32 protein-coding genes and 1 pseudogene are annotated in these 26,329 nt (G+C 64.5%); 21 read left to right on the top strand and 12 right to left on the bottom strand.

The genetic code is table 11. The features are described 5' to 3' along the window. Positions 1 to 24 precede the first annotated feature (24 nt). The 4 genes from BN60_RS00320 to BN60_RS00305 are packed head-to-tail and all read left to right on the top strand — an operon-like array spanning position 25 to position 3,676. Entirely contained in the window at positions 25 to 1,011 is a 987-nt protein-coding gene (locus tag BN60_RS00320) for a Bug family tripartite tricarboxylate transporter substrate binding protein (protein WP_020693966.1), read from the top strand. Further along, positions 986 to 1,528: a mismatch-specific DNA-glycosylase gene (locus BN60_RS00315; RefSeq protein WP_020693965.1), complete on the top strand. Its 543-nt coding sequence runs from the start codon at positions 986 to 988 to the stop codon at positions 1,526 to 1,528. Before BN60_RS00320 ends, BN60_RS00315 begins: the two co-directional genes overlap by 26 nt. Then, entirely contained in the window at positions 1,525 to 2,937 is a 1,413-nt protein-coding gene (locus tag BN60_RS00310; RefSeq protein WP_020693964.1) for a DUF1254 domain-containing protein, read from the top strand. The genes BN60_RS00315 and BN60_RS00310 overlap by 4 nt, the downstream gene beginning before the upstream one ends. Before the next feature lie 37 nt (positions 2,938 to 2,974). Next, on the top strand, positions 2,975 to 3,676 hold the full coding sequence (locus tag BN60_RS00305; protein WP_020693963.1) for a superoxide dismutase: 702 nt from the start codon (positions 2,975 to 2,977) through the stop codon (positions 3,674 to 3,676). A 37-nt stretch (positions 3,677 to 3,713) separates the two neighbouring features. Here BN60_RS00305 and BN60_RS00300 read toward each other — a convergent pair whose 3' ends face one another. Further along, on the bottom strand, positions 3,714 to 4,169 hold the full coding sequence (locus tag BN60_RS00300) for a metallopeptidase family protein (RefSeq protein WP_020693962.1): 456 nt from the start codon (positions 4,167 to 4,169) through the stop codon (positions 3,714 to 3,716). Positions 4,170 to 4,305: 136 nt separating this feature from the next. Between BN60_RS00300 and BN60_RS00295 the strand changes: the two genes are divergently transcribed. The 4 genes from BN60_RS00295 to BN60_RS00280 are packed head-to-tail and all read left to right on the top strand — an operon-like array spanning position 4,306 to position 8,018. After that, entirely contained in the window at positions 4,306 to 5,217 is a 912-nt protein-coding gene (locus tag BN60_RS00295) for an ABC transporter permease (RefSeq protein ID WP_020693961.1), read from the top strand. 16 nt (positions 5,218 to 5,233) lie between these two features. After that, positions 5,234 to 6,100 (top strand): ABC transporter permease, encoded by an 867-nt coding sequence (locus BN60_RS00290; protein WP_020693960.1) that lies wholly within the window; start codon positions 5,234 to 5,236, stop codon positions 6,098 to 6,100. After that, entirely contained in the window at positions 6,097 to 7,050 is a 954-nt protein-coding gene (locus tag BN60_RS00285; RefSeq protein WP_020693959.1) for an ABC transporter ATP-binding protein, read from the top strand. The genes BN60_RS00290 and BN60_RS00285 overlap by 4 nt, the downstream gene beginning before the upstream one ends. Continuing rightward, complete coding sequence (locus BN60_RS00280) at positions 7,047 to 8,018, top strand: ABC transporter ATP-binding protein (protein ID WP_020693958.1); 972 nt, start codon at positions 7,047 to 7,049, stop codon at positions 8,016 to 8,018. The genes BN60_RS00285 and BN60_RS00280 overlap by 4 nt, the downstream gene beginning before the upstream one ends. 12 nt (positions 8,019 to 8,030) lie before the next feature. Here BN60_RS00280 and BN60_RS00275 read toward each other — a convergent pair whose 3' ends face one another. Continuing rightward, the gene (locus tag BN60_RS00275) at positions 8,031 to 9,554 is read right to left on the bottom strand and encodes an ABC transporter substrate-binding protein (protein WP_020693957.1); all 1,524 of its coding nucleotides are present in this window, start codon (positions 9,552 to 9,554) and stop codon (positions 8,031 to 8,033) included. 80 nt (positions 9,555 to 9,634) lie between these two features. On the opposite strand from BN60_RS00275, the gene BN60_RS00270 reads away from it, so the two are divergent. Then, complete coding sequence (locus tag BN60_RS00270) at positions 9,635 to 9,922, top strand: 4a-hydroxytetrahydrobiopterin dehydratase (RefSeq protein ID WP_020693956.1); 288 nt, start codon at positions 9,635 to 9,637, stop codon at positions 9,920 to 9,922. A 365-nt stretch (positions 9,923 to 10,287) separates the two neighbouring features. Continuing rightward, positions 10,288 to 10,671, top strand: coding sequence for a copper-binding protein (locus BN60_RS28430; protein ID WP_020693955.1), 384 nt, complete (start codon positions 10,288 to 10,290; stop codon positions 10,669 to 10,671). 66 nt (positions 10,672 to 10,737) lie between these two features. Here the strand turns inward: BN60_RS28430 and BN60_RS00260 are convergent, their stop codons facing one another. Then, positions 10,738 to 11,196 carry a CBS domain-containing protein gene (locus BN60_RS00260; protein WP_043283502.1) on the bottom strand — a complete coding sequence of 153 codons (459 nt, stop codon included), beginning with the start codon at positions 11,194 to 11,196 and terminating at the stop codon, positions 10,738 to 10,740. Between the two features lie 277 nt (positions 11,197 to 11,473). Here BN60_RS00260 and BN60_RS00255 point away from each other — a divergent pair, with 277 nt between their 5' ends. Together BN60_RS00255 and BN60_RS00250 are read left to right on the top strand one after the other, a co-directional pair. Next, a complete protein-coding gene (locus BN60_RS00255; protein WP_020693952.1) occupies positions 11,474 to 12,418 on the top strand; it encodes a mechanosensitive ion channel family protein in 945 nt (314 codons plus the stop codon). An 82-nt stretch (positions 12,419 to 12,500) separates the two neighbouring features. Beyond that, positions 12,501 to 13,475: a Bug family tripartite tricarboxylate transporter substrate binding protein gene (locus tag BN60_RS00250; RefSeq protein WP_020693951.1), complete on the top strand. Its 975-nt coding sequence runs from the start codon at positions 12,501 to 12,503 to the stop codon at positions 13,473 to 13,475. 116 nt (positions 13,476 to 13,591) lie between these two features. On the opposite strand, the gene BN60_RS00245 is transcribed toward BN60_RS00250, so the two are convergent. Further along, on the bottom strand, positions 13,592 to 13,927 hold the full coding sequence (locus BN60_RS00245; protein WP_020693950.1) for a GatB/YqeY domain-containing protein: 336 nt from the start codon (positions 13,925 to 13,927) through the stop codon (positions 13,592 to 13,594). Between the two features lie 110 nt (positions 13,928 to 14,037). Here BN60_RS00245 and BN60_RS00240 point away from each other — a divergent pair, with 110 nt between their 5' ends. From BN60_RS00240 to BN60_RS00230, 3 genes are all read left to right on the top strand, one after another. Next, positions 14,038 to 14,460 (top strand): helix-turn-helix domain-containing protein, encoded by a 423-nt coding sequence (locus BN60_RS00240; RefSeq protein ID WP_020693949.1) that lies wholly within the window; start codon positions 14,038 to 14,040, stop codon positions 14,458 to 14,460. After that, entirely contained in the window at positions 14,457 to 15,329 is an 873-nt protein-coding gene (locus BN60_RS00235) for an alpha/beta fold hydrolase (RefSeq protein WP_020693948.1), read from the top strand. The genes BN60_RS00240 and BN60_RS00235 overlap by 4 nt, the downstream gene beginning before the upstream one ends. Positions 15,330 to 15,451: 122 nt before the next feature. Continuing rightward, a complete protein-coding gene (locus BN60_RS00230; protein WP_020693947.1) occupies positions 15,452 to 15,847 on the top strand; it encodes a VOC family protein in 396 nt (131 codons plus the stop codon). Here BN60_RS00230 and BN60_RS00225 read toward each other — a convergent pair. The 6 genes from BN60_RS00225 to BN60_RS00200 all read right to left on the bottom strand — a co-directional run bounded on the left by BN60_RS00225 (position 15,799) and on the right by BN60_RS00200 (position 20,381). Beyond that, positions 15,799 to 16,338 (bottom strand): helix-turn-helix domain-containing protein, encoded by a 540-nt coding sequence (locus tag BN60_RS00225; RefSeq protein WP_020693946.1) that lies wholly within the window; start codon positions 16,336 to 16,338, stop codon positions 15,799 to 15,801. The two genes, BN60_RS00230 and BN60_RS00225, sit on opposite strands and share 49 nt — an antisense overlap. A gap of 259 nt (positions 16,339 to 16,597) precedes the next feature. Beyond that, the gene (locus tag BN60_RS00220) at positions 16,598 to 16,786 is read right to left on the bottom strand and encodes a hypothetical protein (RefSeq protein ID WP_020693944.1); all 189 of its coding nucleotides are present in this window, start codon (positions 16,784 to 16,786) and stop codon (positions 16,598 to 16,600) included. A gap of 11 nt (positions 16,787 to 16,797) precedes the next feature. Beyond that, on the bottom strand, positions 16,798 to 17,796 hold the full coding sequence (dmeF, locus tag BN60_RS00215; RefSeq protein WP_020693943.1) for a CDF family Co(II)/Ni(II) efflux transporter DmeF: 999 nt from the start codon (positions 17,794 to 17,796) through the stop codon (positions 16,798 to 16,800). Between the two features lie 3 nt (positions 17,797 to 17,799). Continuing rightward, the gene (locus BN60_RS00210; protein ID WP_020693942.1) at positions 17,800 to 18,042 is read right to left on the bottom strand and encodes a DUF3297 family protein; all 243 of its coding nucleotides are present in this window, start codon (positions 18,040 to 18,042) and stop codon (positions 17,800 to 17,802) included. A gap of 9 nt (positions 18,043 to 18,051) precedes the next feature. Then, positions 18,052 to 19,410: a chromate efflux transporter gene (chrA, locus tag BN60_RS00205; RefSeq protein WP_020693941.1), complete on the bottom strand. Its 1,359-nt coding sequence runs from the start codon at positions 19,408 to 19,410 to the stop codon at positions 18,052 to 18,054. Continuing rightward, positions 19,407 to 20,381 carry a chromate resistance protein ChrB domain-containing protein gene (locus BN60_RS00200; protein WP_020693940.1) on the bottom strand — a complete coding sequence of 325 codons (975 nt, stop codon included), beginning with the start codon at positions 20,379 to 20,381 and terminating at the stop codon, positions 19,407 to 19,409. Before BN60_RS00200 ends, chrA begins: the two co-directional genes overlap by 4 nt. A gap of 121 nt (positions 20,382 to 20,502) precedes the next feature. Here BN60_RS00200 and BN60_RS31730 point away from each other — a divergent pair, with 121 nt between their 5' ends. The 6 genes and pseudogenes from BN60_RS31730 to BN60_RS00170 all read left to right on the top strand — a co-directional run bounded on the left by BN60_RS31730 (position 20,503) and on the right by BN60_RS00170 (position 25,136). Next, on the top strand, positions 20,503 to 21,444 hold the full coding sequence (locus BN60_RS31730; protein WP_043283499.1) for a Fe-Mn family superoxide dismutase: 942 nt from the start codon (positions 20,503 to 20,505) through the stop codon (positions 21,442 to 21,444). Next, positions 21,441 to 21,893 (top strand): chromate resistance protein ChrB domain-containing protein, encoded by a 453-nt coding sequence (locus BN60_RS00190; RefSeq protein ID WP_020693938.1) that lies wholly within the window; start codon positions 21,441 to 21,443, stop codon positions 21,891 to 21,893. The genes BN60_RS31730 and BN60_RS00190 overlap by 4 nt, the downstream gene beginning before the upstream one ends. 66 nt (positions 21,894 to 21,959) lie before the next feature. Beyond that, a pseudogene (locus BN60_RS00185) lies at positions 21,960 to 22,867 on the top strand (DUF1259 domain-containing protein). Positions 22,868 to 23,041: 174 nt separating this feature from the next. Beyond that, positions 23,042 to 23,632, top strand: coding sequence for a YncE family protein (locus BN60_RS00180; RefSeq protein WP_020693937.1), 591 nt, complete (start codon positions 23,042 to 23,044; stop codon positions 23,630 to 23,632). Beyond that, the gene (locus BN60_RS00175; RefSeq protein ID WP_020693936.1) at positions 23,629 to 24,294 is read left to right on the top strand and encodes a hypothetical protein; all 666 of its coding nucleotides are present in this window, start codon (positions 23,629 to 23,631) and stop codon (positions 24,292 to 24,294) included. Before BN60_RS00180 ends, BN60_RS00175 begins: the two co-directional genes overlap by 4 nt. A gap of 221 nt (positions 24,295 to 24,515) precedes the next feature. Further along, the gene (locus tag BN60_RS00170; RefSeq protein ID WP_020693935.1) at positions 24,516 to 25,136 is read left to right on the top strand and encodes a hypothetical protein; all 621 of its coding nucleotides are present in this window, start codon (positions 24,516 to 24,518) and stop codon (positions 25,134 to 25,136) included. A gap of 24 nt (positions 25,137 to 25,160) precedes the next feature. Here the strand turns inward: BN60_RS00170 and BN60_RS30655 are convergent, their stop codons facing one another. Then, positions 25,161 to 25,526: a hypothetical protein gene (locus BN60_RS30655; RefSeq protein ID WP_020693934.1), complete on the bottom strand. Its 366-nt coding sequence runs from the start codon at positions 25,524 to 25,526 to the stop codon at positions 25,161 to 25,163. Next, positions 25,523 to 26,284 carry an SDR family NAD(P)-dependent oxidoreductase gene (locus BN60_RS00160; protein WP_020693933.1) on the bottom strand — a complete coding sequence of 254 codons (762 nt, stop codon included), beginning with the start codon at positions 26,282 to 26,284 and terminating at the stop codon, positions 25,523 to 25,525. The genes BN60_RS30655 and BN60_RS00160 overlap by 4 nt, the downstream gene beginning before the upstream one ends. Positions 26,285 to 26,329 lie beyond the last annotated feature (45 nt).

The raw sequence follows: 26,329 nt of genomic DNA, 5'->3' as shown, positions 1-26,329 counted from the left end.
ATCGATCGTGAAGGAAGAACAAGGATGAGGAGACGTCTTTTCTCTGCCGCTCTGGCGGGCCTGCCATTTGCGCACTTGGCCGGGGCCTCCCGGGCCTTCGCCCAGGCCGACGACTGGCCGAACCGCAATGTGCGGATCGTCTGTCCGTTCACGCCGGGCGGCTCGCAGGACAACATCGCGCGCCGCCTTGCCGTAAAGCTCAGCGACGCGTTCGGCCAGTCCTTCGTGGTGGAGAACCGCACGGGCGCCGGCGGCTCGATCGCCGCCGACAATGTCGCCAAGTCACCAGCCGACGGCTATTCGGTGCTTCTGGGCAATATCGGCAGCCACGCCTTGGTTCCGCATCTCTATGCCCGCCCCGCTTACAACGCCGTGACCGATCTCGAAACCGTGGCCTGGATCGGCACCCAGCCCAATCTCCTGTGCTGTCACCCGAGCTTCCCGCACGACACCCTGCCCAAGCTGCTCGCCGCCGCGAAGGCGGAGCCGGGCAAGATCACCTTCGGATCGTCGGGGCTCGGCACCTCGCCGACTCTGACCATGGAACTCTTCAAGCAGAAGACCGGCGCCGACATCACCTTCATCAGCTATCGCGGCGCTGCGGCTGCAGTGGCCGACGTGCTGGCGGGCCACGTACCGCTCGTCATCTCCAACATCGATTCGCTGATGAGCCAGGTGAGCGCGGGCAAGCTGAAACCCGTCGCATCGAGCGGCGCCAAGCGGTCGCCCGTCACGCCCGATACGCCGACCTTCGCGGAGAGCGTGTCGCCCGACCTCGTGGTGACCTCCTGGTCGATCTGGGCCGTCCCCAAGGGCACCCCGGCCAAGATCAAGGACAAGCTCAGGGCGGCGACCGAGAAGGCATTGCAATCGCCCGACGTGATGGCGAGCATGAAGGCGGGCGGCTTCGAGCCGGGCACGATGACAGTTCCCGAGATCGACGCCTATATCCAGACCGAGATCAAACGCTGGGGCGAGGTCATCCGTGCCGCGGGCATCAAGCCGCAATAGACAGCTCATTCCCGACCTGCTGGCGCCGGGCCTCGATCTCGTCTTCTGCGGCACGGCGCCCAGCCCCATCTCGTTCAGGGCGCGCGCCTACTACGCCAATCCCGGCAACGCCTTCTGGCCGACACTGTATGCGGTCGGCCTGACGCCGGAGCGCCTGGCCCCACAGCGCTTTCCCGAGCTGCTGAGCCTTGGGATTGGCCTCACAGACCTCAACAAGACCGAGGTCGGCTCCGACCATGAGCTGACGCCTGCGGCGATGGACGCCGCGTCGCTGCACGCCAAGCTGCGGCAGTACCGGCCCGCCGCCATTGCCTTCACCAGCAAGAATGCTGCCTCTCTGGGGCTTGGCGTGAAGTCGCCAGTCTACGGACGACAGCAAACATTGCTCGAAGGGGCCGTCGTGTTCGTGCTCGCCTCTCCCTCGGGACGGGCGCGCTCCTTCTGGACGCTCGCCCCTTGGCAGGAAGCAGCCGCTTTCGTGGCCGAGCGCCGGAGGTTGCGGGAGCGGGCGGCATGAAGATAGGGCGCCGCACTGCGCTGGCGGGCATGATCGCCACACCGGCGCTTGCGCGGGCTCAGGACACGCCGTCGTTGCGTGAACTGGCCCGGCGGGCCGTGATCTACCTCTTCCCGATCTACGAGATGTATCGCGCGCGCTGGCAGGCGACGGCGAGCGAAGCCAATCCAGCGCGGCAGAGGCTGAACCGCTTTCGACACATCACGACGCTCGCCGATCCGCAAACACGCGCCGTGTCGATGCCGAGCGGCGACACATTGCAATCCTTCGCCTGGCTCGACCTCTCGAACGAACCGATGTTCCTGGTCGTGCCACCCGTCGGCGACCTCTTCTATAGCTATGCCTTCCTCGACCTCTTCACCGATACGTTCGCGACGGTCAGCCATCGTCTGAACGGAGGCCGGCCACCGCCCCAGATGATCGTGGGCCCTTCCTGGAAGGGCGATCCGCCGGGCGAAGTCGCTCTGGTACGGGCACCGACCAATTCGGTCTGGTTGCGCGGGCGGTTGCTGGTCAGCGACTCCGGCGAGCTCGACCGCCTCGCCATCCTGCAGACGCGCGTACTGCTCGAAACGCCGGACATGCGCAATGAGCGGCGCATCCTGGAAACGCGCGAATTGATGCGCCAGCGTACCCAGGCGCCACCGGAACCCACGGCCGACTGGCCGGCGCCGCAGCCGGCCGATCCTTTTGATATTCTGGCGACTGGCATGAGGGCCCTGGGCGAGAGCCTGCTCTCAGATCGCGATCGCAATCAGATCCAGGCGTTCGCGCCGCTCAAGCTGGCACCGGGACGCAAGCTCGACTTGCGTGCTTTCAGCGATGGCGAGCGGCGCGCGATCCGCGTCGGCATCGAGCAGGGCTTGGCCGATATCCGCGCCGCTGCCACACGACCCGCAAGGACAGTCGACGGCTGGTCCTATGCCGAAGCGCATCTCGGCAATTTTGGCGACGACCACCTCTATCGTGCGGCGACGGCCCTCACCAATCTCGGCGTCTCGGAGCCGGCCGAACTCGTGAGCATCGTTGGTTCGGCCGATGCGGCCGGCCGCCCTCTTGCCGGCGGACACTCCTACACGCTGACCTTTCCCGCCAACGGCTTGCCGCCGGTCCGCGCCTTTTGGTCGCTGGCCATTTACGAGAGGATGGCCGACGGTCGCGCCTTCTTCTTCGACAATCCTATCGCGCGCTACGCGATCAGCGAAAATACGGCCGGGCTGATGCACGCAGTCGATGGCGCGCTTACTCTTTATATACAGCGCCAACCACCGGCTGGTCATCGCATGGCCAACTGGCTGCCCGCACCTGCAGGCCCCCTGCGGCTCGTTTTGCGTGCCTATGAGCCCGACGCGGCCCTCCTGGAAGGCCGCTATCGTATGCCTCCGGTGCTGCGCAACTCATCGCCTTGATGCGCGTTCCCTTTCAGGGACACGCAGGAGTTCGACTATGACCAACATCCCCCGCCGCTCTCTGGCCGCGGGCGTTGGCCTGTTGCTTGGGGCGATGGCCATCCCGGCTCGCAGTCAACAACTCGCCATCAGCGCCACAACGCTGCGACTCACGCCCAAGCCGCTCACGTTCAATCCCGACAAGGTGAAAGGCCTCTCGGCCGATCTCCTGCGCCACCACTACGATGAAATCTACGTGCGTGCCATCAAGCGGGTGAATGCGCTCAACGAGGAGCTGTCGAAGCTCGATTTCAATCAAGCGCCGCCGGAGGCCCTGGCAAAGCTCAAGAGCGAGGAGCTGGCCAGCTACAACACCACGATCCTGCACGAACTCTATTTCGACGGAATCGGCGAAGCGCCGACGAACCCTTCGGGCCTGCTTGCCCAGGCCATGTCGCGCGATTTCGGCAGCCTCGACCGCTGGAAAGCGGAGTTCATGGCGACCGGCCGGTCACTGGCGGACGGCGACGGCTGGGTGATCCTGTCCCACTCGGCGCGCGACAAGCGCCTGTACAATCACCGAACTGCCAGCGTCTCGGAAGTGCCGGCCGGCAATACGCCGCTGCTGGCTATGGACGTGCATCGCCATGCCTACGAGAAGGACTACGACAGCGATGCCGAGAAATACATCGAGGCGTTCGTGCAGGCCATCAAGTGGACCAATCCCGAGCGGCTCTATCGTGAAGCAATGAGGCTCTGATGCCGGGAGCGCGCCGGTGGACTGGCGCGCCCTGTCGTTAGGCGCCCGGCTGGACGCGCTGCGACTCTTCTTCGGCTTTGGCTTCGATTGCTTCCATATCGTCGTCGCTCAGGCCGAAGTGATGGCCGATCTCATGGATCAGCACGTGCCGCACGATGTGCGGCAGGTCCTCGCCCGACTCGCACCAATAGTCGAGGATCGGGCGGCGATAGAGGAAGATGCGGTCGATGTCGTTGGCGACATGGCCGGCACCGCGTTCCATCATCGACACGCCCTGATAGAGACCGAGCAGATCGAAGGGCGTATCGAGTTCCATTTCCTTCTCGACGTCGTCGGACGGAAAGTCGTCGACTTGAATGCGCACGTTGCCGACGTGCCGACGGAACTCCTCGGGAATGGTGGCGAGGGCCTCAGCGGCGATCGCTTCGAAGTCCTCGAGGGTTGGCGCCGTGCCGAAGCAGGGCGTGCGCCGCGGGTTCGTGAAGATCGGCATGACTCCCCCATATAGGAGCAGCGCGCCCTAGCCAAGCACCCCTCGCCGGGGATTGTGCACCATCGGCCCTTGCAATTTGGCGCGAGATTCGCATGGTCGCTTTGGGGAAGGATCCGCACTAAGCTCGCTGCCGCACATGCTCCAGTTCATTGTCCGCCGTCTGATCGTGGCGCTGCTCGTTGCCGCGACGGTCATGACCCTAGCCTTCGTCCTGACACGGCTCTCGGGCGACCTCGCGGTCTCGATTGCCGGCCCCAATGCCACCCAGGAAGATATCGAGCTGGTGCGCAAGGCCTATGGCCTCGACCGGCCACTGACGACCCAGTTCTTCGACTGGGTCGGCCGCGCCGTCACCGGCGACCTGGGCGAAAGCTATTTCTTCAAGGCCCGCGTCTCCTCGCTGATCGCCGAGCGCATGCCGATCACCATCACCCTGGGGCTGACCGGCCTCGTCATCGCCCTGCTCGTTTCCTTGCCACTGGGCATCCTGGCGGCAGTACGCGAGAATACGACGCTCGACCGGGTGGTGCAGATGGTGGCGCTGCTCGGCCAGGCGATGCCGTCCTTCTGGCTGGGCCTGATCCTCATGATCACACTAGGTCTGCAGCTCGGCTGGCTGCCGATCTCCGGTACCGGGTCATGGCAGCACTATGTGATGCCGGGCATCGTGCTGGCCTTCTCTGCCATCCCCGCGCTCACACGGCTTACCCGTGCCGGCATGATCCAGGCTCTGGGCAGCGACTACATAAGGACGGCGCGGGCCAAGGGCCTGTCGCGCGCCTCGATCCTGCTGAAGCATGCCCTGCGCAATGCGGCGATCCCGGTGGTGGCCATCGCAGCCGTCCAGCTCGGCTTCATGCTGGGCGGCTCGATCGTGATCGAACAGGTCTTCGCCCTGCACGGCGTCGGTTTCCTTGCCTGGGAATCGATCGGCAAGAACGACTTTCCCGTGGTTCAAGCCGTGGTGCTGGTGCTCGCCGTGATCTACGTGGCGCTGACCATGCTGGCGGACCTGATGAACGCCGTCCTCGATCCCAGGCTGCGTTGATCATGAGAGCAGAGCGATGAGCGTCGTCTCCGTCACGACAGGCCCCCGACGGGGCTGGAAAAGCGTCAGCACCTGGATCGGCGCTGTCATTGTCGGCATTGCGGCCATCTGCGCCCTCTTCGCGCCGCTGCTCGCCCCCCACGATCCCTTCGCGCAGGATCTCGGCAAGCGCCTGCTGGTGCCGTTCTGGATGGAAGGCACCGACCCCGCGCACCTTCTCGGCACCGATCAGCTCGGCCGCGACTATCTCTCGCGCCTGATCTACGGCTGCCGCATCTCCATGCTGATCGGTGTAACGGTCACCATCGTCTCCGCCGTGATCGGCATTGCGATCGGCGTGCTGGGCGGCTTCCTGGGCGGCCGGGTCGACGACGCGGTGCTGTTCGCCATCACCACGCGCCTTTCCATCCCCGTCGTGCTGGTGGCGCTGGCGGTCGTGGGCCTGCTCGGCAGCTCCATGCACCTGCTGGTGATCACGCTCGGCCTCCTGCTCTGGGACCGCTTCGCCGTGGTGGCGCGCTCTACCACCATGCAGGTGCGCAATCTCGACTTCGTAGCCGCCGCCTGGTGCGCCGGCTGCTCGCGCTTCCGCATTCTCAGCCGCGAGGTGCTGCCCAACATCGCGAGCCATCTGGTCGTGGTGGCAACGCTGGAGATCGCACTCGCCATCCTGCTGGAAGCCGCCCTCTCCTTCCTGGGCCTCGGCGTGCCGCCGCCATTGCCCTCGTGGGGCCTGATGATCGCCGAAGCCAAGGACTACATGTTCTTCTCGCCCTGGGTGATCGTGATCCCCGGCATCGCCCTCTTCGTACTGGTGCTCGGCATCAACCTGCTGGGCGACGGGCTGCGCGACGCCTTCGGCACGCACAGGACGGATACATGAGCGCCCTGCTCGAAATCGAAGATCTCGCCGTCAGCTTCGGCCGGACCGGCGCGGTGCGCGGAACCTCGCTCACCGTCGAACGGGGCGAGACGCTCTGCGTCGTGGGCGAATCGGGCTGCGGGAAATCGGTGACGGCGCTTGCCGTCATGAACCTGCTGGCGCGCGGTGCCCGCCGGACCGCCCGCAGCATGCGCTTCCAGGGCGAGGACATGCTGGGCCTTTCCGAGGCCGGCATGGCACGCCTGCGCGGCAACGACATAGCGATGATCTTCCAGGAGCCGATGACGTCGCTCAATCCCGCCTACACGGTGGGCTCGCAGATGACCGAAGTCCTGCGCCGTCACAAAGGCACGCCGCAACGGGTCGCCGTCGACCGTGCCGCCGACCTGCTGGCCCGGGTCGGCATCACCGCGCCCGGCCTGCGGCTGGGACAGTTCCCGCATCAGCTCTCGGGCGGCCTGCGCCAGCGCGTGATGATCGCCATGGCGCTGATGTGCGAACCCAAGCTTTTGATTGCCGACGAACCGACGACGGCACTCGACGTCACCGTCCAGGCGCAGATCCTGCGCCTGCTGGCCCAGCTTCAGCGCGATCTCGGCCTCGGCATGATGCTGATCACCCACGACCTCGGCATCGTGGCGCGAGTCGCGCACAAAGTGGCTGTCATGTACGCCGGTAAGGTGGTCGAGAACGCCGCCACCGCAGAGTTGTTCGCGAGCCCGCGGCATCCCTATACGCAGGGCCTGCTGCGCTGCGTACCGGTGCCCGGCAAGATCAAGCGCGACGAACCGCTGGGTTCGATCCCCGGCACGGTGCCCCGGGTCGGCCCCGACTTCGAAGGGTGCGCCTTCCGCGAGCGCTGCTCCTTCGCCGATCCGACCTGTATGCAGGACATTCCACGCCGCCGGATCGGCGGCACTCACGACTTCCTCTGCAGGCTGCCGGCATGAGCGCGACCTCCACGACTCAGTTGCCAGCCATCGAAGTGAAGGCCGTCCGTCGCACCTTCAAGGTGAAGGGCGGCATGTTCGGCGCCGACCGCCACGTCGTGGCGGTGGATGACGTTTCCTTCGCCGTACCTCCCGGTGGCGTGCTGGGCGTGGTGGGCGAGTCGGGCTGCGGCAAGTCCACCCTGGCGCGTCTGATCCTGGGCCTTCTCGAACCGACGGCCGGCGACATCGCCGTCGAAGGCCAGCGTGTCACCGACATGGACCGCAAGGCGCGCGCGCGGTTGATCCAGCCGGTGTTCCAGGACCCCTTCTCCTCGCTCAATCCGCTCACCAGGATCCGCGATATCGTGGCGATGCCCCTGGTCGCGCAAGGCACCTTCGGTCGCGCCGAGATCGCCAAGCGCGTCGACGAGATGCTGGAACGCGTCGGCCTGCGCGCCGAGATGGGTCAGCGCCTGCCGCCGGAACTGTCGGGCGGGCAGCGCCAGCGTGTGGCGATCGCCCGCGCCCTGGTGCTGCGCCCGCGCATCGTGGTCTGCGACGAGCCGACCTCGGCGCTCGACGTCTCAGTGCAGGCTCAGATCCTGAATCTGCTGGGCGAGCTGCGGCGCGATCTCGGCCTTACCTATCTCTTCATCAGCCACAATCTCGCCGTCGTCGAGCATGTCGCGAGCGAGGTGGCGGTGATGTATCTCGGCCGCATCGTCGAACGTCAGCCGACCGAGACGCTGTTCCGTACGCCCGAGCATCCCTATACCAAGGCGTTGCTCGCATCGGTGCTGACGCCCGAGCCCGGTCTCGGCGTGCCCGACGTCGGCCTTGGCGATATCATGCCCGATCCGGCCAACATCCCGCCGGGCTGCCGCTTCCATCCGCGCTGCCCCATCGCCGAGCCGCGCTGCTCAAACGAAACGCCGCCGCTCAAGCCGAGGCCTGGCGGCGGCGTGGAATGTTTGCTGGTGCCCTGAGCCAGGTGCCGATTACTTCCACTTCGCGAAGTAGAAACGCGGCAGCTCGTCGGGGAAGGTCTTCATCTCGAGCTGCTTGGAGAAGGCGTAGATGTTCACGTAGGTGAACAGCGGCAGCCAGTAGGCCTTCTCGGTCATCAGCTTGACCGCGGCCGAATAGTTCTTCTTGCGCACTGCCGAATCGGCCGTCGCACCGCCGTCGGCAACCAGCTTCTGCAGCTCGGGATCGCGTGCATAGTCGTCGCCGCCACCGCCGTACATCACGGGGAAGATCGCCGACACGTCGTTGATCGAGTAGCTGCCCCAGCTACCGTGATAGAGCGGGTTCTCGCCCTTCTGCGCCTTGGCGATCGCGGCCGCGACCTGGAGCTGCGAGATCTTGGCCCGGATCCCGACTGCCTGCAGGTAGTTCTGGATCGCCGCGCTCCACGTGGTCGGCTGGACGTAGGTCACGAACTCGACGTCGAAGCCGTTGGGGAAACCCGCCTCGGCCAGCAGCGCCTTGGCCTTCGCCGGATCGTAGGCGTACTTCACCGCAGCATCGGCGTCGCAACCGAACTGGGTCGGGAAGCAGGGTGCCGGCGGCACGCGGCTGCCATTCTGCACCAGCTTCTCGGCCATCTCCTGACGGTTGATGGCGTGCCAGATGGCCTGCCGCACCTTCTGGTTGGTCAGCGGATTGCCGGCGCCGGTGCGGCCGGCGGCGTCGATCGAGAGATAGCCGATGCGCATGGACTCCTGCGGCACTGCCTGCAGATGCGGCATGCGGTTCACATCCTTGGCCTGGTCGGGATTGATGTTCCAGATCCAGTCGGTGCGCTGGGCGAGCAGCTCGGTCATGCTGGTGGCAAGATCGGGCACGAAGCGCACATGCAGCTTCTTGATCGCCGGCTTGCCCTTGGGTGAGCCCGCCCAATAGTCGTCGAAGCGCTCGAAGACGATTTCCTTGGCCTGCTCGTTCTTGACGATCTTGTAGGGGCCGGCGCCGACCGGCTTGGCAGCGAAGCCTTCGGGGCCGACCTTCTCGCGATAGGCCTTGGGATGGATCGGCGTCACCATGGCGAGATATTCGAGCGCCGCCGGCGTCGGCCGCTTCATGTGGATGCGCACGGTCCAGTCGCCGGTCTTCTCGGCCTTGTCGATCCAGGCATAGTTCGACGGCGTCGCCAGCTTGTTGTCGGGATTGGCCGCCATGTTGATGGTGTAGACCACGTCGTCCGGCGAGAGCGTGCTGCCGTCGTGGAACTTCACGCCCTGGCGGATGGTGAGGTCGAGCGCCGTGTCGCCGACGAACTTCCAGTCGGTGGCGAGCGCCGGCTTGATCTCGAAGGTCGAGGGATCGCGATGGACCAGCATGTCCCAGGCCTGATGCGCCAGGATCAGGCCGGTGCGCTGGCTGTTGAAGTACATGTCGACGTTGGGCACCGCGTCGGTGAAGATGATGCGCAGCGTATCGGCGGCCTTTTGCGCCGACGCAGGCGCGGCCACCGCAAACGACGCGGCAGCGAGAAGCAGAGTTCGACGTAACGAATTCACGGAAACCTCCTGTTGGTTGGCCAACCCTAGGCTGCCCACCGGGAATGAGGCAAGCTTCGCGCCATATCAGGAGAACGCACATGACCGACAAACTGACTGGCGATGCCCGCAAAACGGCCCTCGCCACGCTGAAGGACTGGAAGGAAGTCCCGGGCCGCGACGCCATCCAGAAGAGCTTCAAGTTCGCCGACTTCAACGCGGCCTGGGGATTCATGACCCGCGTGGCGCTGGCCGCCGAGAAGGCCGACCACCACCCCGAATGGTCCAACGTCTACAACCGGGTCGAGATCGTCCTCTCCACCCACGATGCCGGCGGACTCTCGGAGAAAGACATTGTGCTGGCCAAGGTGATCGACGCCGCCGCCTGAGCGGTCGCCGCTCCGCGGCTGCAGGTCGAGGAGTAACGGGCCTCACAAGTTCGCGAGCATCTATTGAGTTGCGAGGCCCGAACGGCGCGAGGGCGTCGATGATCGGTCGACGATCACCGATCGCGATGACGGCGCGCTGCAGCCCACTGCAAGCACTGCCTTCACGGGAATAACGTGATCCATCGGCGTGATGACGAGCAGCTCTGCAGCGCCGCTTGTCCGACTGCTCGATCCGGTGGCTTGCCGACCAAGATCACGCGCTCGAAGGCGCAGGCATCGCGCGGTCATCTTTTTGACATCCGAGCACAGCATCAGCTCTGGCAATTGACCGGCCCGCTTCCCAAATGCTGCGCCGGAGAAAGATCATGATCAGTACCTTCAGCCCCCGCGCGTTCCTCCTTGGGATGTTCACGCTCGTCGCATTGCTCGGCCCGCCGCACGCGATGTCGCTATCGGCATCGGCGACGCAGCCCGGCTTCTTCGGCGATTCCGCCGACAGCGATACGGCGGCTGCGGCAACGGACGAGCGACTGGTGCGCGGCAAGGTCGTCGCCGTCGACGCGGCGCGTAACCAAATCACCCTCGAGTACCGACCGGTCCCCGAGCAGTTCCTCGAAGGCGGTACGCGCATCTTCGACGTCGCCCAGGACGTGGCCCTGAGAGGGCTCAGCGCCGGCGACAAGGTCCGCTTCGACGTGGAGCGCGACGGCCGGCGCTACATCGTCATCCGTCTGGAAAACAGCAACTGAAAATGCAAAAGGCGGTCGTCGGGCCCACCCGGCGACCGCCCTCGTCTACGTAGCCTTGCCTTAGAGCTACATGCCTCTGCCGCGGGCTTCGGCGCCCTGATTGTGCTCGCCGCCCGGCTGGGCGATGTCGCGATAGGCGTTGCCGACGCGCCGGCCATCCGCTTCGTGCGAGGCCACGTCGGCCAGCGAGAGGATTCCCACCAGTCGCTTGTCGCGGTCGACCACCGGCAGGCGGCGAAGCTGCTGCTCGCCCATGTTCTTCGCAACATGCGCAGTATCTTCGTCGATGAAACAGTATTTCACGTCCTGCGTCATGACATCACCCACCGGAGTCGCGGGCCCCTTGCCTTCGGCGATGGCGCGTACCGCGATGTCGCGGTCGGTAATCATGCCCAGCAGACGATCATCGGCGCCAACAGGCAGTAAGCCGGCATCGATCGCAAGCATCATGCGCGCGGCTTCCTCGATCGTATGGTCGGGTCGCACGACACAAACATCACGCGTCATGGCTTCACTTACTCGCATGGCCAGATTCCTCCATTGATTTGAGGGTTCAGTCGAGGAACGCCTCCTTTCACGAGCGGTTGCACACGAATCCGGGAACCATCGGCGCTTCGAGACGTTAAATCCTGTTATGGAAAGAATAATCGATTGGGTGGAGAGCACCTCGACATGGGTGCCTGACTGGGTGATCGCATTAGCCTGCCTCGTTACCGCCGCAGCCCTCGCCATAACTCTGCACGGCGCCACGTTGCGCCTCCTGCGACGACTCGTACCCGAGTCCCACGAGTTTCTTCATTCGTTGATCTCAGCCATCCAACCGCTGCTGCGCGTCGGCCTCGCCGCCTTCGCGGTCGCGCTCGTGCTTCCGGCGGTGCCGCTCGAACGCGAGGCTCGCGCCTTCATCGGCCATTGGTTGGTGGTGACATTCATCATCCTGCTCGGATGGAGCTGCACGGCCGCCATCACCCTCGCCTCCGACTACTATCTGCGTCGCCCCGGCATCGATTTCAGCGGCGATCCGCTCGGCCGCAAGCACCTGACCCAGATCCGCGTGCTGCGCCGGGTCGCTTCGACGGTCGTGGTGCTGGTCACCGTCGCGGCGGCCCTGATGACGTTCGAATCGGTGAAGCAGTACGGCGTAAGCCTCATCGCCTCCGCCGGCGCGGCCGGCCTCGTTGTCGGTCTCGCGGCGCGACCGTTGCTCACCAATCTCTTCGCCGGCATCCAGATCGCCATCACCCAGCCGATCCGCATCGGCGATGCCGTCATCGTCGAGAACGAATGGGGCTGGGTCGAAGAAATCACCAGCACCTATGTCGTCATCAAGATCTGGGACTGGCGTCGCATGGTGGTGCCCCTCTCTTACTTCCTCGACCGCCCCTTCCAGAACTGGACGCGCCAATCCTCCGACCTCATCGGCTCGGTGATGCTCTGGGTCGACTATACGGTGCCGGTCACCCGCATCCGCGCCAAGCTCGAGGAGCTGGTGCAGGCGTCGCGACTGTGGGATGGCCAGGTCGTCAATCTACAAGTTGTCGACAGCAGCGAGCGCGCCCTTCAGCTTCGTGCCCTGGTGAGCGCCCGAACGTCACCTGAAGCCTGGGACCTGCGCTGCGAGGTGCGTGAAAAGCTGATCGCCTTCCTGCAGGAGCAGCACCCCGGCGCCTTGCCCAAACAGCGCGCCGAACTGATCCCGGCCGAGGCCGCCGGCCTTCCGGGCCGCGAAAGAGCCAACCCGATTTGATTGGCGTCCCGACAACTCCGATCCGATGCTTTTGCCGCACGCCCGTAGAAGGCGCAGGCAGAAGCATGACGGAGAAAACATCGTGACATCCAAGCGGCGGACGTTCCTGGCTGGTCTTGCGGCAACGACGACAACGCTCACCGGCGCGCGCACCTGGGCGCAATCCTTCCCATCGAAGCCGGTCCGCTTCATCGTCCCCTTCGCCGCCGGCGGCAATGCCGATGTCACCGCGCGCCTTGTGGGCGAAGGCATGTCGCGAAAGTTCGGGCAGCTCGTGGTCGTCGACAATCGACCGGGCGCAGGCGGCGTCGTTGGCCAGGAGCTGGTCCTCCAGGCACCGGCCGACGGCTATACGATGGTCATCAGCGCCTTCGGCCCGCTCTACGTCTCGCCATTGATGGCCGGCAGGCCTTCGATGATCCCATCCTTCGCACCAGTCGGCATGTTGAGCACGGTCCCGATGATCGTCGTGGTGCCGGCGACCAGTCGCTTCGCCGACTGGCCTGCCCTGTTGGCGGCAGCCAAGGCCAAGCCGGGCACGATCAGCCTCGGCCACGCCGGCAACGGTACGCCCAACCATATCGACATCCTGCGCCTGCAGGAGAACGAGAAGGTGAGCTTCAGCGTCGTGCCCTATCGCGGCTCAGGCGTTGGCCTGAACGACGTGCTGGCCAGCCAGATCGACGCCTATGTCGACCAGCTCACGAGTTCGCTACCGCACATCCAGTCGGGAAAGCTGCGCGCAATCGTCGTCATCGGGGAGAAGCGCATTCCTGAGTTGCCCAACGTGCCCACGTTGGCTGAAACCGGCTGCACACCGTTCGATGGCGGCACGACCTTGGGCATCTTCGTGCGCACCGGCACGCCTCAGCCAGTGATTGCCGCCCTGAACGCAGCCATGGTCACGGCCCTCGACGATGCGACCGTGAAGCAGAGACTGGTGGAACTCGGCGCCAGCGTGCGACCCTCGACTCCTGAAGCGTTCGCCGCGGCCCTCAAGATCGAGGAAGCCGGCATCGGCGACCTCGCCAAGAAGGGGCTGCTCAAACCGGAGTAGCGGCGTGCCTCCGGAGAAAAGCGCGAGGCGGCGGACGGTTAGCACCGTCGCCGCGATCGGCGATCAAGCCCTGGATCGGGCTCCGGCCGGTCAGTACCGACGTGTAGTAGCCATACCTACTTGAGAACGTAGCGCCGCAAGATTTCGATCTCCGCGTCGAGCGCAATGGAACGTGCTTCTGCGCCTAATCGTGCGAACTCGGCGGCCGCCTCTAGACGCGCCTTCATCTCGCCCAGCATCAGGGCATGCACATCTCTCCGAGTGAGGACCCGGCGCTCGCCTTCGGCCGATCCATCGCCGAAGGCATGGCGGTCGACCGATGGACGCTCCTGTCGGAGCGGCACTGCTTCGGCGTTGTCGAGCGCGGCAACCAGCTCTCGAAGCAGTGCGGTTTCGCCTTTGTCGCCCCGCCTCATGGCGGTGCGCAGGTCGCAACGAAGCTGGGCCTTCATCGCCGCGCCCGCATTCTCAGCCGTAGAACTTGCAGATCCTTTCATATTACCTATTATTCCCTATACACTCCTCCATAAGACCATATAGGTAATATTTAGGAATATCCTCCATGTCGAACATGCTCATGACGGTCGAACAAGCCGCAGAGGAGCTGAAGCTCCACCCCAAGACCGTCCTCCGCTACATCCGGGAAGGCCGCCTCCCGGCAACGCGGATCGGCAAGGCCTATCGCATCGACCGTTCCAAGCTGGACGCTTTCGCCGGTATGGCGAGCGGACGCACACCTCCTCCTCGCGATGTCCGCGCGACCGTAATCGTCGAGGTTCCGGCCTTGGCTATAGATGCGGCCGAGCGCATGACGAACTTCCTCGGGGCCGCGGCCCTGGGCGGCGATGCCGAGACCAGACCACTGCATCTCAACACGGCCTTCGATCCGACCAGCGGCAATCTGAAGATCGTGCTCATCGCCGCTCCGTCCGACGCAGCAAGACTGCTCGAGCTTATCGAGTTGCAGTTGGGACTGTCGCGATGAGCGACGCTGTCTTTCGCAGCGAGGCCGATGCGGCGGAAGTCTTGCAGGAGTACCGCGCCGTGCTCGGCCACTGGCCCGTGCCGAGGCAAGAGATTGAACTGCCGACCTCGCAAGGCGCGACATTCGTCCTCGCATGCGGTCCCGAGACGGCGCCTCCGGTGCTGCTGCTGCACGGCGCTCAGGCGAACAATGCCGCCTGGTTGCCGGATGTCGCGCTCTGGTCGAGTCGCTTCCGGCTTTACGCCGTCGATATGATCGGCGAGGCGGGCTTCAGCGCCCGGGTGAGGCCGCCGCTCATCGGCGACTCCCATGCGACATGGCTCGACGACGTCTTCGCCGGGCTAGGGCTTGGCCAAGCGGCACTGATCGGCACATCGCTCGGCGGTTGGCTGGCACTCGACTATGCCATGCGACGACCGTCACGAGCCTCGGCGCTGGCACTCATCTGTCCCGCGGGCATCGGAAGGCAGAAGAACTTCCTCCTCGCCGTCGCACCGTATCTGCTGCTGGGGGCCTGGGGAAAGCGCAAGATCCTTGAAAAGGTGTTCGGGCCGGCGCCGGAACAACTGCCGGCCGATCTTGCGGCGATCTCCGGCCTCATGGCCAGCATCGGTCGCGCGATCAAGCCGCGGACCATCAAAATTCCACGGCTCAGCGATGCGGCGTTAGAAGCATTCGCAATGCCGATCCTCGCGATTGCGGGAGGGCGCGATGCGCTCATCGACTCCTATGACACCCGCGCTCGGCTCAAGCAGCATGCGCCGCATGCCGAGATCTGCTTCATCGAGGAAGGGTATCACTTCCTGCCGGATCAGTCGCAGCGGGTGTTTGATTTTCTGGTCAGCAGCCAGGAGCGGCACGGTACCTGAGCCCATCATGCTTCCAGGTGATTAACCCCCTCTCGCCGCTTCGGCCGCGTTGTCGCGATCCTTCAATACGGGGGACATGCGTCTCGCTAGGAGGGTGAACACTTCTGCGTCGGGAGCCCGCGATGATCTTCAGATACACTATTCTCTACGTCGACGATGTTGGAGCTTCGATCGATTTCTACGAACGTGCCTTTGCGCTGAGTCGCGGCTTCCTTCATGAGTCCGGCGACTATGGGGAGCTTGTAACCGGCGAGACGAAGTTGGCATTCTCCTCCGTCGCCCTCATGCGCCGCCTTGGGAAGCATCCCGCCAAACCGGACGCCAAGGCGCCAGTCTTCGAATTGGCGTTCGAGACCGGAGACGTTTCCGGCGCGCTTCGCCGGGCGTTGTCGGCCGGCGCCGCCCTCGTGCAGGATGTGCGGGACGAACCTTGGGGCCAGACAACTTCCTATGTCAGCGATCCCGATGGTTACCTGGTCGAGATCTGCTCGCCGGTCCAGTTGCCGAGTCCCGGCTGAGACAAGAGATGGTGAAGGTGGACATCACGACGTATCCGCGCCGGGCTCTTTTGAAACCATCTAAGGGTTTCGCGCGTCATATGGGCCTGGTCGCTGTACCCGCAATCGCCCGCGATATCTGCCAAAGAGGTGCTCGATTGCAGGAGGCCGACCGCCCGCCTTGCCCGAGCGAGCAGGCGCCAGAAGTCCGGAGGTGGCAAAGCGGCGGCTCGGAATAGCCGCTGTATCGTCCGGACCGACACTCCGAGATTGCCGGAGATGGCGCCCAGACCGCCGACGGACTGCGTGCAAGCGCCGATCACCTCCTCCAGGTCGGACGGCAAGGCGACGACTTCGGCGAGAATGGACGGCGCTTTCTCGGGCGCGAGAGAGATTGCGTGCAGGACGGCCTTGTCGACTACCGCGCCGGGCCGAAGCCGATAGCCAGTGATTTCCGTCCCAGCCGCAAGGCCGATGGTGCGAACGCGAAGATCAAGTTGGGTCAGGACCACACTGGGCGCTTCCCTCGGCTTTCTGATCACCAGGACGTCGCGACAACCGTCTGGAAAAATTGACGATAGGGCACCGTCTGCCGATCGATGATGCCATTCGTGAAAACCTGGGTGGGAAACCATTGCTTGACGGTAGCAAACCTGCTGCCGAAACCGAATGCGCAACCCGACGATGCTGACGATCCTTCGATCATCCACCCGGTGCGCGCCCCGGCATCAGCGGTTCGATGCGCACCCCTTTCCATATCGAATACTGACGCTAGGGATCGAGGCCCGCTTCCTTGAAGTAACACACCACGCCGGCATGCAATCGTCCGCCGGGCGTCACGGCCAGAGTATTCTTGGCCGTTGTGTCTGCAAGCCGACGCGACGGCTGGGCCTCGGCCGCGTGCAGCGCCTTGGCCAGACGATAGACGACGGCCTCGTCCAGCCCGGGCCGTGTCAGCACGCATCGCCGTCTCAATGTTCACCGGGGCACTGATGGACCTCGACCGTGACATGCGAGAGGCCCGCGATGTCGGCCAGCCGCACCTTGTAGGTCTGGACCGGCTGCGGCTGATCCACGACCAGCGAGACGATTGCACCGTGATGGCCGGGCCCGAGGCGCCAGACATGGAGGTCCACGATGCTGTCGTGGCCGCGTTCCAGCCGGGCGCGGATCGTCTGCGCCAGCGCCGCATCGGGCGCGGCATCGAGCAACACCGCGCCGGCGTCGCGGATCAACCGCCACGACCAATGGGCGATCACGATGGCCCCCAGAATGCCGACTGCAGGATCCAGCCAGGTCCAGCCATAGGCCCAGGCAGCCAACAGCCCGACGATGGCCAGCACCGATGTCAGCGCATCGGCCATCACGTGCCAGAACGCGGCACGCATGTTGTGATCGGTGTGCCGGTGATGGTCGCGATGATGAGCCCGTTCATGATGGTGCCCATGATCATGTCCGTGATCATGATCGCGATCATGGTCGTGATGGCGATGGTGATCGTGGCCATGCGTGTGATCGCCGCCCAGCATCCAGGCGCTCGCCAGATTGACGAACAATCCCACGACGGCGATGGCGGTGGCTTCAGGATAGTGAATGGTGACGGGCTGGAAGAATCTCAGCGCCGATTCCCAGCCGATTGCCAGGGCGATGAGCGCCAGCACGACGGCGCTGGCAAAGCCCGCGAGATCGCCCAGCTTGCCGGTGCCGAAGGCAAAGCGCGGATCGTGCGCATGGCGCCGGGCGTAACGATAGGCGAAGGCCGCAATGGCCAGCGCCCCCGCATGGGTCGACATGTGCCAGCCGTCGGCCAGCAGGGCCATCGAGCCGAAGAAGGTGCCGCCGGCGATCTCGATCACCGTCATGGCGGCTGTCAGGCCGACGACGGCCCAGGTGCGCCGCTCGTTGCGCTCGTGCGCGGCGCCCAGAAAGACGTGCTCGTGCTGCCAGCTATCGAGCGTATGACTGTGCATGCCTCATGCCTTTTTCTCGAGATAGGGCTCGACCTTGCCCTTGAGCTTGACGGTGAGCGGGTTGCCGTGGCGATCCATCGTCTTGCCCACGGCGACGCGGATCCAGCCCTCGCTCACGCAATACTCTTCGACGTTGGTTTTCTCTTGCCCATCGAACTTGATGCCGACACCGCGCTGTAACAGCGCTTCGTCGTAATGGGGGCTCTTGGGATTGGTGGAAAGGCGGTCGGGGAGTGTGTCGGTCATGATGCCCTTCTATAGCATCAATGCGTAGAGGATACCGGCGATCGAGCTGGCCAGCAGGACCGGAACCATCCCGAACTTGAAGCGAAAGATCGCGACGGCGCAGCAGGCGGCCAGGGCGACGGCCGGCAGGCTGGCCGAGGCCAGCACTGGCAGATCGAAAGTCGCCCCCAGCACGGCGACCGGCCGCAATTCGGCGAAGAGGACTTGCAGGCCGAACCAGACGGCAAGGTTCAGGATCACGCCCACGACCGCTGCGGTGATCGCGCTAAGCGCACCGGCCAGCGCCCTGTTGGCGCGCAACGCCTCGACGAACGGAGCACCGACGAAGATCCAGAGGAAGCACGGCGTGAACGTGACCCAGGTGGTGAGCAGGCCGCCCAGGGTTCCCGCCAGCAGGGGGTTCAGTCCTCCAGGGTCGCGCCAGGCGCCGAGGAAGCCCACGAACTGCGTCACCATGATCAGCGGACCGGGCGTCGATTCCGCCATGCCGAGCCCGTCCAGCATCTCACCGGCGGTGACCCAGCCATAATTGTCGACGGCCTGCTGGGCGACATAGGCCAGCACGGCATAGGCGCCGCCGAAGGTCACGACCGCCATCTTGCTGAAGAACACCGCGATCTGCGCGAAAGCATCTTCCGGGCCGCGGCCGAACCATAGCAGCGCCACCGGCACCAGCCACAACGCCAAGAACAGGCTGCCGATCGCCAGCGTCCAGCGCAGGTTGGGCCGGGCATGCGGCGGCGTTTCCTCGCCCAGCAGCGACTGCGCATCCGAGATCTGACCGGGCCCCGCCGCGCCATGGCCGCCGCCGCTCCGGAACGGCGCCCAACCGAGCTTGGCCCCGACGAAGCCGATCAGCCCCGCGGTCGCAATGATCAGGGGAAAAGGCATGCCATAGAAGAAGATGGCGACGAAGGCCGCGGCCGCCAGCGACCGCATGACATTGTTGCGCAAGGCCCGCTTGCCGACCCGCAGCACCGCCTCGACCACGATCACCAGCACGGCCGCCTTCAGGCCGAAGAACAGCCCCTGGACCAGCGAGATCTTGCCCAGCAGCACGTAGACCCAGGACAGGACCATGATGCAGGCGAGGCCCGGCAGGACGAACAGCGTGCCCGCAACGAGCCCCCCGGCCGTGCGATGCATGAGCCAGCCGATATAGGTCGCCAGCTGCTGCGCCTCCGGGCCGGGCAGCAGGGTGCAGTAGTTCAGCGCCTGCAGGAAACGCTGCTCGCCGATCCACTTCTTCTCCTCGACGATGATGCGATGCATCACCGCGATCTGTCCGGCCGGCCCGCCGAAGGAAAGGGCGGCGACGCGCGCCCATACCTTCATGGCTTCGCCGAAGGGAACGCCGTGCTCTTTCATATGCTGACCTGCTTGCCTGAAAAGGACCGGTAGAGATCGTCGAAGACCGCTGCACCGCGCTCCAGACGCTGACTATCATTGTTATGTGAAGAAGCGATGCCCGCGATCAGGATTCGTATGCCTGCCGCTTCTTCGCGCCCGTACTTGCCATCCTTGAGGTCGATGTCGTGGATGATTTCCCCGATGGCGGCCAAGGCCGGATCATCCAAAGCAGCTTCCTCCAGCAGGACCTCGAAGGTGCAGCGATCGCCACGATGGGTGAACTCGCCTTCGAACATGTCGAAGCGCAGTTCACCCGGCAGTGCCACATAGCCCGTACCCGGCACGAACTTGAAGCTGGCACGCCTGTCGATGAAGCGACGGATCAACCACGTCGAGGCAATGCGATCGATCTGCACGCCCTGGCGCGTTACCCAGACGCGATCCTGCAACTTTCCAGTGGGCAGGCCTTCGCTATCATCAGCGCTCATAGCCTCCTCCTCGCGCTGCAGTTCGGCTTGCAGCCCCGACACGAGACCTTCCGTGGGCTCGCGCCCATCGGCGCCGAAGAAATCGATGGCGATGATCTCGTCGAGCTGCTTGCGCAATCGCGCCACCGGGCCGGCCAACTCGGCGCGACTCGAACTCGAACACCTGGCAGACAGCTCGCGCGCTGCCGCAGCGACCTCTGCATAGTCTTCGTCGCGCGCAGCACCGAACAATGCCCGGACCTCGCCATCGTCGAGGCCGTCGACAAGGGTCGCCTCACAGACGAAGCCCTCGCCGCCCAGTTCAGCGATCTCCTTGATCAGCCAGGTGAAGTCCTCGCGGGTCTCCACATTGCTGGGCAACGCGTAGACCGAGTTCTTCACCGTCACCGCGCCCAGCCCCTTCAGGCGCCGCCAGATCTTCACCCGCGCATAGGCAGGCTTGGTCGGCAGTTGGTGGATCAGCAGCAGCCATCGCGCGGCTTGGGAGGCTTCACCATTCATTCTAGTTCACTCGTATCTCATATCATAATTTTTTGAAACATTTATATCATATTTCCCTTGCGCAGCCAGACCAACGGCAGTATTTCCCCACTGATACGAGTGTATCACCGCCGAGGGTCCGATGTCTTTCCGCGCCCGCCCCCTCTCCTTCAAACCACCCCGGTTGAACGGCCTGTCGGCCCGGCTGATCGCCAGCCACTACGAGAACAACTACGGTGGAGCCGTTCGCCGGCTGAACGCCATCCACAGCGAGTTGTCGGCCCTCGATCCGACGACTGCTCCAGGTTTTCGCCTCAATGGGTTGAAGCGCGAGGAACTGATCGCGACCAACTCGATGCTCCTGCACGAGGCCTATTTCGAGAACCTGGGTGAAGCAGGCGGCGGCGATCCGACCGGCGCGCTGGCCCAGTGCATTGTGCGTGACTTCGGATCGCTGGCGCGGTGGCGCGCCGAGTTCGTGGCGATAGGCAAAGCGCTGGGCGGTGGTTCGGGCTGGGTGCTGCTGACGCGCTCGCCGCGTGACGGCACGCTGTCGAACGTATGGGCGCCCGACCACATGCACGGCCTCGCCGGCGGAACACCGCTGCTGGCGCTCGATATGTACGAGCACGCCTATCACGTCGACTTCGGCAGCAATGCCGCGGCCTACGTCGACGCCTTCATGGCCAATATCGCCTGGCCACGCGTTGCTGCCCGCTTCGAGGGCACGTCGGCAGAGCCCAAGCCGCACGTTGTCCAGACGATCGCTGCACAAAAGATGCTCGAAGCCGACCCCGATCTCATCGTGATCGATGCCCGACTGGCCGACGACGCGACTTCCGTCCCGATGCGACTGCACGGCGCGCGCCGGGCGCCGCCCGACAAGGTCGACGAGATCGCGGCCTCGCTTCCCCGCGGCGCCAAAGCGCTCGTCTATTGCGCCTGGGGTTTCGAGATCGGCGGCAACTGCGCGGCCAGGCTGCGCGAGCACGGCATAGATGCAGTCACGGTCGCCGGCGGCATTGGCACCTGGCGTGCCGACGGCCTGCCGACCGAACCGCTGCAGGAAGGAGAAAAGACATGAAGTGGGTTACTCGCGAACGTCCCAAGATCGACCGCATTGCCTGTCCATGGCTGATCCAGCGCTTCATCGAGAAGGAGCCGGAGTTTCTCTACGTTCCTGCCGATCGCGTGCTGGCCACTGCCAAGGAAACCGGCGCCGTGCCGTACGACATTCCCGACGTGAAGTTCAGCCATGTCGGCGAGAAGTGCAGCTTCGACGCCTTCATTTCCGAGTATCGGCTCGATGCACCGGGCCTCGACAGGTTGGCCGACATCGTACGCGGTGCCGATACATCGCGCCTCGACCTGACGCCGCAATCGGCCGGGCTGTTCGCCATCTCGCTTGGCCTCAGCCACGTCTATCCCGACGACCATGAAATGCTGAAACACGGGATGGTGATGTACGACGCACTCTATGCCTGGTGCCGCAGCCTCACAGGCGAGACGCACAACTGGCCACCGAAGATGTAGGCAATCACGTCATCAACGTGAGCGAAACCGACCGGAGGACTACACCCAAGCGAAAAGGAGGAAGCCATGCGAACACCATGCTCTCTCGCACTGATCAGTGCGGTCATGCTGATGGGCACTCCCGCAAGTGCGCAGAATCCGACCACGCTCGACACTGCCAAGATCGAAGCCATGTCCGGCCTCAAAGGCACTTTCATCGCCGGTGAGCACGTCTTCAAGATCGGCAAGCCCCGCACCGATGTGAAAATTCAAGTCGATGGCTGGCCGATGCCACCCTTCATGGGGCTCGGTTCATGGGCAGCATTCACACCAGCCCAAGGCGGCAAAGTCATGATGATGGGGGACACTGTCGTCTTCGAGGACGAGGTCAATCCAGTCATGAGTGCCGCATTCTCGGCGGGCCTGGAAGTGACGGCACTGCACAATCACTTCTTCTTCGACGAACCCAGAGTGTACTTCATGCACATCGGCGGCATGGGTGATGCCGGAGACCTCGCCGCAGGTGTGAAGAGCGTCTACGACAAGATCGCGGAGATTCGTGCAGCCACGCCCACCCCGGCAAAGAATTTCCCAGTCAATATCACTTTGACCAATGCGATCGCGGCCGCGCCGCTCGAGACCATACTGGGCATGAAGGGACAGTCTGAACGCGGCATGTTCAAGGTCGTTATCGGCCGGTCGGCGACCATGCACGGCACGCATGTCGGCAAGGAAATGGGCATCAACACACGGGCATCCTTCGGCGGCACAGACGAGGGGCCGTCGTCGATGGCGACTTCGCCATGACGGAGAACGAGCTTCAGCCGGTCCTGAAGGCGATGCGCACCGAAGGTATCAACATCGTCGCGATCCACCAGCATATGAGCCACGAGGAGCCACGATACCTGTTCCTCCATTACTGGGGAAAAGGCAAGGCGGCGGCCTTGTCGGAGTCTCTCAAGAAGGTTCTCAATATTCAGGCAAGCATTCGGTAGCGACATGCACCTCAAAACGATTCGGATCATTGAGATACCCGACTGCACCAGTTCGTCGTTCGATCACGGCGCTTTCGACCCGACGACCCGACGGGTGTTTGTGGCGCATACCGGTCGGGATCGCGTCGAGGTGATCGATCACGATCGAGGTTGCCACAGGCGCGGCCGAACGGCGTGGCATTCGTCGCTGCCACCAACCTGGCCATCGTCGCCTGCATCGGCGACGAAACCCATCGCGCCGAACTGCAGACCATCGATCTTCGGACCGGACAGCGCTGGGCGATCGGCCTGGCCGGACGACCGCGATGGTGCGTGACCGACTCCGCAGGCGAGCGCGTTTTCCTCGCGATCCGCGACCCCTCGATGATGCTGGTGGCCCGCCTGCCTGCACTCGACACCGTGCATCATTGGCCGCTTCCGGTCACTGGCGCCCACGGCATCGACATCGACCACGCCAGCCGGCGGCTCTACATCGCTTGCGATGAAGGTGCGCTGGTCAAGATGGATGCAGAGGACGGACGGGTCCTCAGTCAATGGCCGCTCGCCGGTTCGCCCGACGCCACCTTCTTCAATTCGACGCGCGGCCTCGTGCATGTCGCGATCGAGGAACCCGGACTGATCCAGTCGATCGATCCACGCACCGGCTTCACGACCCGGTTCGTTATCGCCAGTGGCGCCAAGACGACGGCACTGGTCCCGCCTGACCGCCTCTATGTGTTTTCGGCAAGCCACACTGGCGCTCTCGACCTTCTGGAGGAGCCATGAGCAAGAAGTTCATCGCGAGCCCTCGTCGCCGCACCTTGGCGATGCTCGGAGGTGCCCTCGCATCCTGCCGGTCGTTGTCGGCCCAGGCTCAAACCGTGATGCACCTCGACTTCGCTCTCGGCCAGTTGCCATCCGACATGACGATGGCGTTGACCGGCGATGGCGGTCCGGTGAACTGGACCGTCATCGAAGACAAGACTGCGCCCGCCGGGGCGAAGGTACTGGCGCAGACCAGCGCCGACCGCACGGACAATCGGTTTCCGCTGGCGATCCTCGACGCCACGACACCGGCCAACCTGCGCATCAGCGTGCGTTTCAAGCCTGTGGCCGGTTCTGTCGATCGCGCTGCAGGCATCGCACTCCGGCTCCGCGACGCAAACAACTACTATGTAGTGCGCGCCAACGCGCTCGAGGACAATGTACGGCTGTATCGGGTCGTTGCAGGACGCCGCATCCAGTTCGAGGGCGCCGATATCAAGGTACCGTCCGGCGTTTGGCAGGAACTTGCCATCGAAGCTCGCGGCTCACGGTTCGAGGTTTTCCTGAATGGCAAGACCCTGTTCGCGGCAACGGACACGACCTTCACCGCACCGGGCCGTGTTGCCCTATGGACCAAGGCCGATAGCGTCACCTATTTCGACGATCTGCTTGTACGACCCTGAACCTGACTGTTCGAACCTGCTGACCCCACTCCCTCTTCCACAATTGTGAGGCCCGATGCGGCAGCTCCGTGATTTCTCGGCAAGAACCGCTTTTCTCCGAGCTGTGCTAGAAGTCTCGTTGTTCGCTGGTATAGCAGCGATTGCACAGGCGGCGGCCAGCGCCTAATTGCATTGCAGACGCGATAATATGTAGATAGGTTGGCGCCGCACGCGGGGGAAACATGAAGTTGGGTCGTCTTTTTGTATTCGCAGCCCTTTGCATCGGCGCGGTCGCCGCCTGCAGCTATACGATCCGCCCTGTTCAATCGACAGCCCTGATCAAGAAGGCCTATTGGGGCCTGCCCCAGGCCGGCCCCGCGGCGGACGTCACCAGCCTGGTCACCTGCCCCGGCGGCTACCCCTGCGATGTTCTGGCGAACGGCCCGACCTTCAACGATACCCGCGCCAACCTCGACAAGAAGCTGACCGTGATCTGGACCTGCCAGCCGCAGAACTTCGTGCTGGCCGAGGTCGCCCCGCCCACGTTCAAAGTTCACATGGCCTGCGTCGGCGAAAGCCCGGTGAAGCCACGCCGCATCGACATCATCGACGCGACCTGGGGCGGGCCCGATGGCCGCCAGGCAGACGTCACCCAGCTCGTCCGCGATATCTGCAGCGGCGGCCCCACGCGCTGCCAGGTGCCCGCCATGGCCTATATCTTCGGCATGCCGGACCGCGGCACCAAGTCCTTGCGAATCCGCTATACCTGCGACGGCGAGCGCACGCCCGCGCGCATGGCGACGGAAAACAGCGTTGCCGACCTGCGCTGCGAGCGCATCAGCGACCTCAGCTACCCGAGCTGAGATCGCGGTACCTGCCGCAGCGCGTCAACGCGCCGAGGCCGGCGCGTTCGGCGGCGGCGCGCTGCGCCGGCACTCGCCATGCAGGATGCCGCCATAAGTGTTCTCGACCGGCGTGACGGCGAGCGCCCCGTCGTTGCGGTTGTAGATCACCACGAACGGCGGGAAGCGTGTCCGTATCGACTGGAAGGTGATGGCCGTGCTGGTCCCGTCGACCAGCGCCGCCCCATCCCATAGGGCTGCGACGTTGCGACGGTCGTCGAACATCATCATGAATGTCGGCGTCTTGCCGCGGCCATCGTTGAACTTGCAGGCGAGCCAGCGTGGTTCGGCCAGTGCCGGCGTGGCGACAGCAATCACCATCGCCAACGCCAGACCGAGCTTCGCTGTCACTTCGGGGCCATCCGGATGGCGCCGTCGAGACGGATCGTCTCGCCGTTCAGCATGTGGTTCTCCACGATGCTCATGGCGAGCTGGGCATATTCCTTCGGGTCGCCCAGCCGCGAGGGGAACGGCACCTGCGCACCCAGGCTCTTCTGCGCCTCGGCCGACAGGCCCATCATCATCGGCGTGAGGAAGAGACCCGGCGCGATGGTGCAGACGCGGATGCCCATGCTGGCGAGGTCGCGGGCGATCGGGAGCGTCATGCCGACGACGCCGCCCTTGGAGGCGGAATAGGCCGCCTGCCCGATCTGGCCGTCGAACGCCGCCACCGACGCCGTGTTGATGATCACGCCGCGCTCGCCGTCGTCCATCGGCTCGGCCTGGCTCATCGCCCACGAGGCGAGACGGATCACGTTGAAGGTGCCGATCAGGTTAACCTGGATGACCTGGGCGAACATGCCGAGGTCGTGCGGGCCGTTCTTGGAGATGGTGCGGGCCGCGCGGCCGATGCCGGCGCAATTCACCGCGACCCTCGGGGCGCCCAGTTTCTCGACGACCGTCTTCACCGAAGCCTCGGTGTTGGCGGCGTCCGCGACGTTGGTCTTGACGTAGAGGCCGCCGATTTCCTTGGCCTTCTTCTCGCCGAGTTCATCCTGCAGATCGAAGATCGCGACCTTGGCGCCCGCAGCCGCCAGCGCCGACGCCGTCGCGCCTCCCAGACCCGATGCGCCGCCGGTGACGATGACGGCCTGACCCTTGACGTTCATTGATATCCTCCGTGGTTGGGCGCTTTTAGCACGGCTACCCCCCTT

Source organism: Reyranella massiliensis 521, assembly GCF_000312425.1.
GTDB classification, from domain to species: domain Bacteria; phylum Pseudomonadota; class Alphaproteobacteria; order Reyranellales; family Reyranellaceae; genus Reyranella; species Reyranella massiliensis.
This window is presented reverse-complemented; position numbering and strand designations above follow the sequence as displayed.